The sequence below is a fragment of the Streptococcus oralis genome, assembly GCF_019929365.1.
Taxonomy (GTDB): domain Bacteria; phylum Bacillota; class Bacilli; order Lactobacillales; family Streptococcaceae; genus Streptococcus; species Streptococcus oralis_BT.
The window spans coordinates 191,562-204,196 of the sequence record NZ_JAHZPH010000002.1; the positions used below are offsets into that span (position 1 = coordinate 191,562).

A 12,635-nucleotide genomic window follows, 5' to 3' on the forward strand; every position below is an offset into this window, starting at 1 on the left:
GGAAGTGTTAAGATGAATCATAAAATCGCAATTCTCTCTGATATACATGGGAATACCACGGCCTTGCAGGCAGTGATTGCAGATGCTAAAACTCAAGGAGCCAGTGAATATTGGCTTATGGGAGACGTTTTCCTCCCTGGTCCAGGTGCAAATGACTTGGTCGCTCTGTTAAAGGAACTTCCTATTACAGCAAGTGTTCGAGGTAATTGGGATGATTGTGTCCTTGAGGCTTTAGATGGGCAATATGGCTTAGAAGACCCACAGGAAGTTCAGCTCTTGCGTATGACCCAGTTTTTAATGGAGCGAATGGCTCCCGATCAGATTGCTTGGCTGCGGAATCTGCCGATGGTTGTGAAGAAAGAAATTGATGGGTTGCATTTTTCACTCTCGCATAACCTGCCTGACAAAAACTATGGGAGTGACTTGCAGGTTGACAATGATACGGAGAAATTTGACCAGCTACTTGATGAGGAGACAGATGTAGCAATTTACGGTCATGTTCACAAGCAGTTGCTTCGTTATGGCAGTCAAGGGCAACAAATCATCAATCCAGGTACCATTGGTATGCCTTATTTTGATTGGGAGGCGTTAAAAAATCACCGTGCTCAGTATGCTGTGATAGAAGTTGAAGATGGGGAATTGGTCAATATCCTATTTCGTAAAGTCGCTTATGATTATGAGGCTGAGTTAGAATTAGCCAAGTCCAAGGAGCTTCCCTTTATCGAAATGTATGAAGAGCTACGTCGTGAAGATAACTATCAGGGGCACAATCTGGAACTTTTAGCTAGTTTAATTGAAAAGCATGGTTATGTAGAGGATGTGAAGAATTATTTTGATTTCTTGCAAAGTGAGAAATAAAGCGGGTAGTCCTTATTTTGAAGTGAGATTTGTAGTTGAATCGCTTAGAAAAGAGTCAGACGATGAGGAAAAAGAGATTGCTCAGCTATAGTTTGACATTGAAATTATTTTGTTATAGAATAGACTTAATTCTTAATCAAAAGGAGAACATTATGAAGAAAATTATTACAGCTAGTATGGCTCTTTTATCTGTTTTTGTTTTAGCAGCATGTTCAGGGAAAACAACGTCTGACTCTTCGACTAAGACTTCAAGCTCTGTAGAGAAAACTTCTTCAGAGGCCTCATCAACAATGTCTAGTTCAAAGACAGAAAATAATGAGGTTGTTTTGATCACCGATGAAGAAATTGACAATGCTAAAACTGTTGGGGATGTGAAGAAAGTCTTTGGTAAACTAGTCGACAATTATAAAAAGTATGCAGTTGAAATTGGGGAGAAAATTCCAGAGAGTGGAAAAGAAGCATATAACGCTCAAGTTGAACCAGCACTTAAGTCTATGGAGACTGTAAGAGAGTCATTTAACGAAAACCTTTCAAGTATTGGTTCTGATGATACAGTAGTACCAGAACAAACTCGTACTCTATTTGTTCAACAGTTGAAAACTGGACGTGACACAATGAAGAAAGCGCTGGAGGCGGCTTATAAAGCAATTGCTCCATACACATCTGGTCAATAATATAAGGAAGTAGGTGTTCTATCGCCTGCTTTTTGATTGCTTCAAATCTAAAGCGATACCTACTTAAAGAGCTTCAAATAAATAGCAGAGAGTTTGAAAGAAGTACTAACTCTATGAAAAATATCTGCAAGCTCTTTCAAAATATGGTAGAATGGAAGCAGTAGAATTAGAAAAGGAAATCGATTATGAAATTTCTTGAATTAAATAAAAAACGTCATGCGACCAAGCATTTCATTGATAAGCCAGTTGACCCTAAAGATGTACGCACGGCTATTGAAATCGCAACCTTAGCCCCAAGTGCCCATAACAGCCAGCCATGGAAGTTTGTAGTCGTTCGTGAGAAAAATGCTGAATTGGCAAAATTGGCTTATGGTTCGAACTTTGAGCAGGTGTCATCAGCACCTGTAACCATTGCCCTATTTACAGATACAGACCTAGCCAAACGCGCTCGCAAGATTGCCCGCGTTGGTGGTGCGAAGAACTTCTCTGAAGAGCAACTTCAATATTTCATGAAGAATTTGCCTGCCGAGTTTGCCCGTTACAATGAACAACAGGTCAGCGACTACCTAGCTCTCAATGCAGGTTTGGTTGCTATGAATTTGGTTCTGGCTCTTACAGACCAAGGAATTGGATCTAACATTATCCTTGGTTTTGACAAATCAAAAGCCAACGAAGTTTTGGAAATCGAAGACCGCTTCCGTCCAGAACTCTTGATTACAGTGGGTTACACAGATGAGAAATTAGAACCAAGCTACCGCTTGCCAGTAGATGAAATCATCGAGAAAAGATAGAAAGAAGAAAAAATGACAGCAATTGATTTTACAGCAGAAGTAGAAAAACGCAAAGAAGACCTCTTGGCTGACTTGTTTAGCCTTTTGGAAATCAACTCAGAACGTGATGATAGCAAGGCGGATGCCCAGCATCCATTTGGACCTGGTCCAGTAAAAGCCTTGGAAAAATTCCTTGAAATCGCAGACCGTGATGGTTATCCAACTAAGAATGTCGATAACTATGCTGGACATTTCGAATTTGGTGATGGAGAAGAAGTTCTTGGAATCTTTGCCCACATGGACGTGGTGCCAGCTGGTAGTGGTTGGGACACAGATCCTTACACACCAACTATCAAAGACGGTCGTCTTTATGCGCGTGGGGCTTCAGACGACAAGGGGCCTACAACAGCTTGTTACTATGGCTTGAAAATCATCAAAGAATTGGGCCTTCCAACTTCTAAAAAAGTTCGTTTCATCGTCGGAACAGACGAAGAATCAGGCTGGGCAGATATGGACTACTACTTTGAACATGTAGGACTTGCAAAACCAGACTTTGGTTTCTCTCCAGACGCTGAATTCCCTATCATTAATGGTGAAAAAGGAAATATCACAGAATACCTTCACTTTGCAGGTGAAAATACAGGTGCTGCTCGTCTTCACAGTTTCACAGGTGGTTTGCGTGAAAACATGGTACCTGAATCAGCGACAGCAATAGTTTCAGGTGACTTGGCTGACTTGCAAGCTAAACTAGATGCCTTTGTTGCAGAGCACAAACTTAGAGGAGAACTCCAAGAAGAAAACGGTCAGTACAAGGTGACCATCATTGGTAAATCAGCTCATGGTGCTATGCCTGCTTCAGGTGTCAATGGTGCGACTTACCTTGCCCTCTTCCTTAGCCAATTTGCTTTTGAAGGACCTGCAAAAGACTACCTCGACATTGCTGGTAAGATTCTCTTGAATGACCATGAGGGTGAAAATCTCAAGGTTGCTCATGTGGATGAAAAGATGGGTTCCCTTTCTATGAATGCGGGTGTCTTCCGCTTTGACGAAGCAAGTGCTGACAATACGATTGCCCTTAACTTCCGTTATCCAAAAGGAACAAGCCCAGAGCAAATCAAATCAGTTCTTGAAAACTTGCCAGTTGCTTCTGTTAGTCTTTCTGAACACGGTCACACCCCTCACTATGTACCGATGGAAGATCCACTTGTGCAAACTTTGTTGAATGTCTATGAAAAACAAACTGGTCTTAAAGGTCACGAGCAAGTCATCGGTGGTGGTACCTTCGGCCGCTTGCTAGAACGTGGTGTTGCCTACGGTGCCATGTTCCCAGACTCAATTGACACTATGCACCAAGCCAACGAATTTATCGCCTTGGACGATCTCTTCCGAGCAGCAGCAATCTATGCAGAAGCTATCTATGAATTGATCAAATAAAACGATAGAAGTCTGAGATGTTATGCTTGGACTTCTTTTTGGAGGGAAAACAGATGTCTCAAATCGAAAGAATCAAGCAAGCCATTATGGCGGATCCGCAGAATGCCAGCTACACAGAACGCGGAATCGAACCTCTCTTTGCGGCGCCAAAAACTGCTCGCATCAATATTGTCGGTCAAGCTCCGGGGTTTAAAACGCAAGAAGCTGGGATTTATTGGAAGGATAAGAGTGGTGATCGTCTGCGTGAGTGGCTAGGTGTAGATGAAGATACCTTTTACAATTCGGGTTATTTTGCAGTTCTGCCTATGGATTTCTACTTTCCAGGGCATGGCAAGTCGGGGGATCTTCCACCTCGTACAGGTTTCGCAGAAAAATGGCATCCGCAACTCCTCAAGGAATGTCCCAATATTGAATTAACCCTTTTGATTGGTCAGTATGCCCAAGCCTATTATCTTCATGAGAAGGTTAGTGGCAAGGTAACAGAGCGAGTAAAATGCTACAAAGACTATTTGCCAGAGTATTTTCCTTTAGTTCACCCGTCACCACGAAATCAAATCTGGATGGCCAAAAATCCTTGGTTTGAATCAGAAGTGGTGCCAGATTTGAAAGCATTGGTACAAAAGATTATTAATCAATAAAGGAGAAAAACTATGGATGCCTATCAACAAGTAGCTAATACCTTGCAAGAGTTGGGAATCACCTTTGATGTGGTGGAGCACCCACCTGTATTTACGACAGAGCAGGCAGATAGCTATATTGAAGGCCTAGAAGGAGTTCGAACCAAGTCCATGTTTTTGACCAACAAAAAGAAAACCCAGTACTATCTGCTCATCATGGGTGACAAGAAACGATTGGATATGGCTGACTTTAAAGTTCAAGTGGGAGCCAATCGGATTCGCATGGCTTCAGCAGATTCTTTGGCTGAGAAAATGCAATTATCGCCAGGAACAGTATCACCTTTTGGTTTGTTAAATAATGATGAAAAAGACATTCTAGTTTATTTTGATAAGGACATTGTATCAGAGGATATCATGACTTTCCATCCCAATACTAATGAAAAAACTATCTTTATTAAAACCCAAGACTTATTCCGATTTTTAGAGGCTATTGACTTTAGCTATGAAATTTTAACACTTCCATAACAAATTTTATAGGAGAAATCATGAAAGAAATTCCATTTTCGAGTTTTTACCAAGCTTATCAGAAAGAAAACTTACACGTTCTAGATGTTCGTGAGCAGGAGGAGTATGATGCTCTTCACTTAGAAGGAGTCCAGCTTCTCCCTCTTTCTGAGTTAGCGGATCGCTACCAAGAGTTGGAACTTGACCAACTCTATTATGTCATCTGTAAGTCGGGCATTCGTTCAGCTCGTGCTTGCCAGTTCTTAGAGGAGCATGGATACAAGGTCATCAATGTCCAAGGTGGAATGACGGCCTTTGAAAATCTTTAAAGCTGTATAGCGATAGATCATAATCTTCCCTTGCTCGGTTCCAACTGAGTGAGGGATTTTATTTTTAGATAATTCTTATTTTTAAAAATATTGAAAACATTCAATGATTAATTTTGGATACTTTTTTCAGAGTCTTAATCATGGTATACTAGGTCAGTATTTTAGAAATATGAAGGAGATTATTATGGCTAAAAAAGGTGCCCTAACAGGCTTGCTCCTGTTTGGAATATTTTTTGGTGCGGGGAACTTGATTTTTCCGCCTTCTCTAGGTGCCCTATCTGGAGAACAGTTTCTTCCTGCCATCGCAGGTTTTGTATTTTCGGGTGTCGGGATTGCTGTCCTAACGCTCATCATCGGAACGCTAAACCCTAAAGGTTACATTCACGAGATTTCTAAGAAAATCTCACCTTGGTTTGCGACGCTTTATCTTGCAGTCCTCTATCTATCGATTGGCCCCTTCTTTGCCATTCCGCGTACAGCAACAACAGCTTACGAGGTCGGTATCAGCCCCCTCTTGTCTGAAGCAAATAAAGGGCTTGGCTTGATTATCTTTACCGTACTGTACTTTGTCGCAGCCTATCTGATCTCGCTCAATCCATCAAAGATTTTGGATCGTATCGGACGAATCTTGACGCCAGTCTTTGCTTTGTTGATCGTTATCTTAGTTGTGCTAGGTGCCTTTAAATATGGTGGAACAAATCCTCAAGTAGCTTCAGAAGCCTATCAAGCATCTGCTTTCGGAACAGGTTTCCTAGAGGGGTATAACACCTTGGATGCCCTTGCCTCAGTGGCCTTCAGTGTCATCGCTGTTCAAACCTTGAAACAACTTGGATTCTCCAGTAAGAAAGAATACATTTCAACTATTTGGGTGGTTGGTATCGTTGTAGCTCTTGCCTTTAGCGCTCTCTACATCGGTTTAGGATTCCTTGGAAATCATTTCCCGGTACCAGCAGAAGCAATGAAGGGTGGAACACCAGGTGTTTATATCTTGTCACAAGCAACTCAGGAAATCTTTGGTTCAACAGCTCAACTCTTCCTTGCTGTTATGGTAACTGTAACCTGCTTCACAACGACAGTTGGCTTGATTGTGTCGACAGCTGAGTTCTTTAATGGACGTTTCCCACAAATCAGCTACAAGGTCTATGCAACTGCCTTTACCTTGATTGGATTTGCTATTGCAAACCTCGGTTTGGATGCAATCATTAAGTATTCAGTTCCAGTACTGGTAATCTTGTACCCAATCACTATCGCCATTGTGATGATTGTGATTGTTAATAAGTTTGTCGCCCTATCAAAACCAGGTATGCAGTTAACTATTGGGCTTGTTACAGCGATTGCTCTTGCAAGCGTCCTTGGAAGTTCTTTTAAGATTGAGTTTCTAGCAAATCTCGTCAATGCTCTTCCGTTTGCAGCTGCCTCTCTACCATGGTTGGTGCCAGCAATTATCGGAATCTTGCTTTCCTTGGTTCTACCAAACAAACAAGAGAGCGATGTTTTTGAAATGGAATAAAAAATAGAAATCACTTTTGTAAGTCAACTCTACAGGAGTGATTTTTCTTTTTTCCTCTCTACTGAAATGTGCTATAATAGGTAGCAAAAGAGGTGAAGAAATGAATCAAACTGTATACTATATCAAAGAATTAGCCGCTATTGCATCTCCAACGGGCTTTACTCGTGAGATTTCAGATTATCTAGTCCATACTTTAGAGAAACTTGGCTACCAGCCAGTTCGTACAGCCAAAGGTGGTGTCAATGTGACCATTAAAGGTCAAAATGATGAGCAACACCGCTATGTGACTGCCCATGTGGATACGCTGGGTGCTATTGTTCGTGCTGTCAAACCAGATGGCCGTCTCAAGTTGGACCGTATCGGTGGTTTCCCTTGGAACATGATTGAAGGGGAGAACTGTACGGTTCATGTGGCTAGCACAGGTAAAAAGGTATCTGGAACCATCCTCATCCACCAGACTTCTTGTCATGTCTACAAGGATGCAGGAACTGCAGAACGCACACAGGACAATATGGAAGTGCGTTTGGACGAAAAAGTGACCAATGAAAAAGAAACGCGTGCCTTGGGTATTGAGGTTGGAGACTTTATTAGTTTCGATCCGCGAACAGTTGTGACGGAAACTGGTTTTATCAAATCGCGTCATTTGGATGACAAGGTCAGCGCAGCCATTTTGCTCAATCTCCTTCGAGTTTATAAAGAAGAGGGAATCGACTTGCCAATGACGACACATTTTGCCTTTTCAGTCTTTGAAGAGGTGGGCCACGGTGCCAACTCCAATATTCCTTCTCAGGTAGTAGAATATTTGGCTGTAGATATGGGAGCTATGGGCGATGACCAGCAGACGGATGAGTATACAGTGTCTATCTGTGTCAAGGACGCTTCGGGTCCATACCACTACGACTTCCGTCAACACTTGGTAGCTTTGGCGAAGGAGAAAGATATTCCATTTAAGCTCGACATTTATCCATTTTACGGTTCGGATGCTTCGGCAGCTATGTCAGCAGGAGCAGAGGTCAAACATGCCCTCCTTGGAGCTGGTATTGAATCCAGTCACTCTTACGAACGAACACACATTGATTCAGTAGTGGCGACTGAGCGTATGGTAGACGCCTATCTCAAGAGTGCATTGGTAGACTAATATGTGCTTGATTTGTCAAAGAATTGAATGGATAAAGGCAGGGAAGAATCCCTACTTTGTAAAAGAACTAGAAACAGGTTATGTTGTTATTGGAGACCACCAGTACTTTAAGGGCTATACCTTATTTTTAGCAAAAGAGCATATCACAGAACTCCACCATATGGAGACTTCTGAAAAACTGCGTTTTCTAGAGGAAATGAGTTTAGTCCAAGAAGCAGTCGCCAAAGCATTTAAGGCTGAAAAGATGAACATTGAACTTCTAGGAAATGGAGATGCCCACGCTCACTGGCACCTCTTTCCAAGACGGTCAGGTGATATGAAGGGTCACGGACTTAATGGCCGTGGTCCAGTCTGGTGGGTGCCATGGGAAGAAATGGCGTCAGAAGATTGTCAGGTGCAATCGCCTGAACTGGAAGAGATGATTAAAACCTTATCTGATGAATTAGAGAAGCACGTGGTCTAAGAGAGGAAGAAAAAATGAAAAAAAGATACATCGTTTTATCTGGTTTGCTAGCAGTAACCCTAGCAGCATGTTCTCAAGAAAAACCTAAAAATGAAGAAAACACTCAAAAAACGGAACAAACTAGTCAACCTGAAGGGACTATAGGGAGCAAATCTCAAGCTTCTAGTCAGAAGAAGGCAGAAGTTGTCAATAAGGGAGATCACTATAGTATTCAAGGAAAGTACGATGAAATCGTCGTAGCTAATAAGCACTATCCTTTGTCAAAAGACTACAATCCAGGAGAAAATCCAACAGCCAAGGCAGAGTTGGTCAAACTCATCGCAGCCATGCAAGCAGCTGGCTACCCAATCAGCGATCATTACAGTGGTTTTAGGAGTTATGAAACTCAAACCAAGCTTTATCAAGACTATGTGAATCAAGACGGTAAGGAAGCAGCAGATCGCTACTCAGCTCGCCCAGGTTATAGTGAACACCAAACAGGTCTTGCTTTTGATTTGATTGGGACTAATGGAGAATTGGTGACAGAGGAGAAGGCAGCTCAGTGGCTCTTGGATCATGCGGCTGACTATGGCTTTGTTGTTCGCTATCTCAAAGGCAAGGAAAAAGAGACTGGCTACATGGCAGAAGAATGGCATCTCCGCTACGTTGGAAAAGAAGCCAAAGAAATTGCTGCAAGTGGCCTCAGTTTGGAAGAATACTATGGCTTTGAAGGCGGAGATTATGTCGATTAAAAATGAAAGTTTTCTCTTGCATTTTTAGATAAATAGTGTATAATTGAAAGGTATGTGTAAAGCATACTTGTGGGAGGTAAAAATCTCTAATTACCGCCAAAACCACAAAGGAGGATTTAAAAATGGCTAAAAAAGTCGAAAAACTTGTAAAATTGCAAATCCCTGCTGGTAAAGCTACACCAGCTCCACCGGTTGGACCTGCTCTTGGTCAAGCTGGTATCAACATCATGGGATTCACAAAAGAGTTCAACGCTCGTACAGCTGACCAAGCTGGTATGATCATTCCAGTTGTTATCTCAGTATACGAAGACAAATCATTTACTTTCGTTACAAAAACACCACCAGCTGCTGTTCTTTTGAAAAAAGCTGCAGGTGTTGAAAAAGGATCAGGTACACCTAACAAAACTAAAGTTGCTACAGTTACTCGTGCACAAGTACAAGAAATTGCAGAAACTAAGATGCCAGATTTGAACGCAGCAAACATTGAGTCTGCAATGCGTATGATCGAAGGTACTGCTCGTTCTATGGGATTCACTGTTGTTGACTAATCAATAACACCCCCAATATAACCCGCAAGACTTCATCATTTCGAGAAGTGACGTGGGAGATGAAAATCGATTGAACCACTTACAAGGAGAATAGAAAATGGCTAAAAAAAGCAAACAACTTCGTGCTGCTCTTGAGAAAATCGACAGCACAAAAGCATACAGTGTAGAAGAAGCTGTAGCACTTGCAAAAGAAACTAACTTTGCAAAATTTGACGCAACTGTAGAAGTTGCATACAACTTGAACATCGATGTTAAAAAAGCTGACCAACAAATCCGTGGCGCAATGGTATTGCCAAACGGTACTGGTAAAACTTCACGCGTTCTTGTTTTCGCACGTGGTGCAAAAGCTGAAGAAGCAAAAGCTGCTGGTGCAGACTTTGTTGGTGAAGATGACCTTGTTGCGAAAATCAACGACGGTTGGTTGGACTTCGACGTAGTTATCGCTACACCTGACATGATGGCTCTTGTTGGACGTCTTGGACGTGTCCTTGGACCACGTAACTTGATGCCAAACCCTAAAACTGGTACTGTAACAATGGATGTTGCTAAAGCAGTTGAAGAGTCTAAAGGTGGTAAAATCACTTACCGTGCTGACCGTGCAGGTAACGTTCAAGCAATCATCGGTAAAGTATCATTTGAAGCTGAAAAATTGGTTGAAAACTTTAAAGCTTTCAACGAAACAATCCAAAAAGCAAAACCAGCTACAGCTAAAGGAACTTACGTAACAAACTTGACAATCACAACTACTCAAGGTGTTGGTATCAAAGTTGACGTAAACTCACTTTAATCAACTAAAATCTCTGACTTCGGTCAGAGTTTTTTTATTCAAATCTATTAACAAAGGATTGGAGGAAATAAAAGTGTTGAGAGAAGCTGTACAGGAGGATTTATTTGAGTTATTAAATCTCTACCTGTCCTTACATGAGAAAGAAATCCCAGAAGATAGTCTTCATTTGCAGCAAGTATGGAGTGAGATGATTTCTGACCAGCGCCATCATGTTATCGTGAAGGAGGTGGAAGGAAGAATAGTCTCCTCCTGTATTTGTGTCATCATTCCCAACTTGACAAGAGGTGTGAGACCCTATGCTTTGATAGAAAATGTGGTGACCCGAGAAGAAGATAGAGGGAAAGGGTATGCAAGCGCTTGTCTTGAATATGCTAAACAAATAGCTAAAGAGGGAAATTGTTATAAGATGATGCTCCTGACAGGTTCTAAAAATGTAAGTACTCAGAATTTTTATAAGGGAGCTGGTTATAATAGTGAAGATAAAACAGCCTATATTCAATGGTTGGATTAAAGCTTGAATCTTAAATCAGCAAGACGAAATCTTGGATTAGCAAATAAAAATCTTCTATTTCTTCTTTCACAGAAAATATGGTATAATAGAGAGTAAAAAACTTTGAAAGAAAGAAAAAGATGAATTTAAAAGATTATATCGCAACGATTGAAAATTATCCCAAGGAAGGCATCACCTTCCGTGATATCAGCCCATTGATGGCAGATGGCAATGCTTATAGCTATGCTGTTCGTGAAATCGTTCAGTATGCAACAGACAAAAAGATTGACATGATCGTGGGACCAGAAGCCCGTGGATTTATTGTCGGCTGTCCCGTTGCCTTTGAGTTGGGGATTGGATTTGCTCCTGTACGTAAACCAGGGAAATTACCACGCGAAGTAATTTCTGCTGACTATGAAAAAGAGTATGGTATTGATACTTTGACCATGCATGCTGATGCGATTAAGCCAGGCCAACGCGTTCTCATTGTAGATGACCTCTTGGCGACAGGTGGAACTGTCAAGGCAACGATTGAGATGATTGAAAGACTTGGTGGAGTTGTAGCAGGTTGTGCTTTCTTGATTGAACTGGATGAGCTTAAAGGCCGTGAAAAAATCGGAGATTACGATTACAAGGTACTTATGCATTATTAATGAAAAACAGTCCTTGGGGCTGTTTTCTCTTCATCTGTTATATAAACAAACTATAGCTAGTTAGAGAAAAACTATAATTGAAAACGATATCTTCTTGCAGTATAATAAAAGGACTAAGTGTTTGAGATTTGACTTCAAACACATTCAATTATTTCTAAAAGAGTACAGTTAGGAGGGTATTATGCCGATTCGAATTGATAAAAAATTACCAGCTGTGGAGATTTTAAGGACAGAAAATATCTTTGTCATGGATGATCAACGGGCTGCTCACCAAGATATTCGACCTTTGAAGATTTTGATTCTAAATCTGATGCCCCAAAAGATTGTGACAGAAACACAACTCTTGCGGCATTTGGCCAATACGCCCCTACAGTTAGATATCGATTTCTTGTATATGGAAACGCATCGTTCAAAGACGACTCGTGCCGAACATATGGAAACTTTCTATAAGACCTTCTCAGAGGTTAAGAATGACTTTTTTGATGGAATGATCATCACGGGAGCTCCAGTGGAGCACTTGCCTTTTGAAGAGGTGGACTACTGGGAGGAGTTTAAAGAAGTCATTGAATGGTCCAAGACGCATGTTTTTTCTACCCTGCATATCTGTTGGGGTGCCCAAGCAGGTCTTTATGCTCGCTATGGCGTTGAAAAATACCAGATGGAGCAGAAACTGTCAGGCATTTACCCGCAGGATACCTTAAAAGAGGGCCATCTTCTCTTTCGTGGTTTTGATGATAGCTATGTAGCTCCCCATTCTCGTCATACAGAAATCTATAAGGAGGAAATTTTAGGAAAAACCAATCTGGAAATCCTCTCTGAGGGAGAACAAGTCGGCGTTTCTATTTTAGCCAGTCGGGATCTTCGTGAGATTTATAGTTTTGGTCATTTAGAATATGACCGTGATACTCTAGCAAAAGAGTATTTTCGTGATTGTGAGGCAGGACTTAATCCTCACATTCCAGAAAATTACTTCAAAAATGATGATGTGAATGAGAAACCGTGTCTTTGTTGGTCTTCATCAGCTGCCCTCTTTTTCAGTAATTGGGTTAACTATGCTGTTTATCAGGAAACCCCCTTTGACTGGAAAAAGGTAGAGGATGACGCAGCTTCATTTGGATATTTATAAGAG

The 12,635-nt window shown here is 41.4% G+C and carries 16 protein-coding genes; all 16 read left to right on the top strand.

The window, feature by feature from the left end; all coding sequences use genetic code 11:
* Positions 1 to 12: 12 nt before the first annotated feature.
* The 16 genes from K1I53_RS04495 to metA all read left to right on the top strand — a co-directional run bounded on the left by K1I53_RS04495 (position 13) and on the right by metA (position 12,632).
* Positions 13 to 858 carry a metallophosphoesterase family protein gene (locus tag K1I53_RS04495; protein ID WP_223328553.1) on the top strand — a complete coding sequence of 282 codons (846 nt, stop codon included), beginning with the start codon at positions 13 to 15 and terminating at the stop codon, positions 856 to 858.
* A gap of 152 nt (positions 859 to 1,010) precedes the next feature.
* On the top strand, positions 1,011 to 1,532 hold the full coding sequence (locus K1I53_RS04500; RefSeq protein WP_223328554.1) for a hypothetical protein: 522 nt from the start codon (positions 1,011 to 1,013) through the stop codon (positions 1,530 to 1,532).
* A 185-nt stretch (positions 1,533 to 1,717) separates the two neighbouring features.
* Positions 1,718 to 2,323, top strand: a complete 606-nt coding sequence (locus K1I53_RS04505; protein WP_223328555.1) for a nitroreductase family protein — start codon at positions 1,718 to 1,720, stop codon at positions 2,321 to 2,323.
* Between the two features lie 12 nt (positions 2,324 to 2,335).
* Positions 2,336 to 3,736, top strand: a complete 1,401-nt coding sequence (gene pepV, locus K1I53_RS04510; RefSeq protein ID WP_223328556.1) for a dipeptidase PepV — start codon at positions 2,336 to 2,338, stop codon at positions 3,734 to 3,736.
* Between the two features lie 53 nt (positions 3,737 to 3,789).
* The gene (locus tag K1I53_RS04515) at positions 3,790 to 4,374 is read left to right on the top strand and encodes a uracil-DNA glycosylase family protein (protein WP_223328557.1); all 585 of its coding nucleotides are present in this window, start codon (positions 3,790 to 3,792) and stop codon (positions 4,372 to 4,374) included.
* A 12-nt stretch (positions 4,375 to 4,386) separates the two neighbouring features.
* Positions 4,387 to 4,878 (top strand): prolyl-tRNA synthetase associated domain-containing protein, encoded by a 492-nt coding sequence (locus tag K1I53_RS04520; protein ID WP_223328558.1) that lies wholly within the window; start codon positions 4,387 to 4,389, stop codon positions 4,876 to 4,878.
* A 20-nt stretch (positions 4,879 to 4,898) separates the two neighbouring features.
* Positions 4,899 to 5,186 carry a rhodanese-like domain-containing protein gene (locus K1I53_RS04525; RefSeq protein WP_000659062.1) on the top strand — a complete coding sequence of 96 codons (288 nt, stop codon included), beginning with the start codon at positions 4,899 to 4,901 and terminating at the stop codon, positions 5,184 to 5,186.
* Positions 5,187 to 5,370: 184 nt separating this feature from the next.
* Positions 5,371 to 6,696: a branched-chain amino acid transport system II carrier protein gene (brnQ, locus tag K1I53_RS04530; RefSeq protein WP_223328559.1), complete on the top strand. Its 1,326-nt coding sequence runs from the start codon at positions 5,371 to 5,373 to the stop codon at positions 6,694 to 6,696.
* 100 nt (positions 6,697 to 6,796) lie between these two features.
* Positions 6,797 to 7,834: a M42 family metallopeptidase gene (locus K1I53_RS04535; protein ID WP_223328560.1), complete on the top strand. Its 1,038-nt coding sequence runs from the start codon at positions 6,797 to 6,799 to the stop codon at positions 7,832 to 7,834.
* Between the two features lies 1 nt (position 7,835).
* Entirely contained in the window at positions 7,836 to 8,297 is a 462-nt protein-coding gene (locus tag K1I53_RS04540) for an HIT family protein (RefSeq protein ID WP_223328561.1), read from the top strand.
* Between the two features lie 14 nt (positions 8,298 to 8,311).
* Complete coding sequence (ldcB, locus tag K1I53_RS04545; RefSeq protein WP_223328562.1) at positions 8,312 to 9,028, top strand: LD-carboxypeptidase LdcB/DacB; 717 nt, start codon at positions 8,312 to 8,314, stop codon at positions 9,026 to 9,028.
* A 122-nt stretch (positions 9,029 to 9,150) separates the two neighbouring features.
* Positions 9,151 to 9,576: a 50S ribosomal protein L11 gene (gene rplK, locus K1I53_RS04550; protein WP_001085808.1), complete on the top strand. Its 426-nt coding sequence runs from the start codon at positions 9,151 to 9,153 to the stop codon at positions 9,574 to 9,576.
* Between the two features lie 97 nt (positions 9,577 to 9,673).
* On the top strand, positions 9,674 to 10,363 hold the full coding sequence (gene rplA / locus K1I53_RS04555) for a 50S ribosomal protein L1 (RefSeq protein WP_001085675.1): 690 nt from the start codon (positions 9,674 to 9,676) through the stop codon (positions 10,361 to 10,363).
* 73 nt (positions 10,364 to 10,436) lie between these two features.
* Positions 10,437 to 10,874: a GNAT family N-acetyltransferase gene (locus K1I53_RS04560; RefSeq protein WP_223328563.1), complete on the top strand. Its 438-nt coding sequence runs from the start codon at positions 10,437 to 10,439 to the stop codon at positions 10,872 to 10,874.
* Positions 10,875 to 10,993: 119 nt separating this feature from the next.
* Positions 10,994 to 11,506 carry an adenine phosphoribosyltransferase gene (locus K1I53_RS04565; protein WP_001049316.1) on the top strand — a complete coding sequence of 171 codons (513 nt, stop codon included), beginning with the start codon at positions 10,994 to 10,996 and terminating at the stop codon, positions 11,504 to 11,506.
* Between the two features lie 181 nt (positions 11,507 to 11,687).
* Entirely contained in the window at positions 11,688 to 12,632 is a 945-nt protein-coding gene (metA, locus tag K1I53_RS04570; RefSeq protein ID WP_223328564.1) for a homoserine O-acetyltransferase MetA, read from the top strand.
* The last annotated feature ends 3 nt before the right edge of the window (positions 12,633 to 12,635 follow it).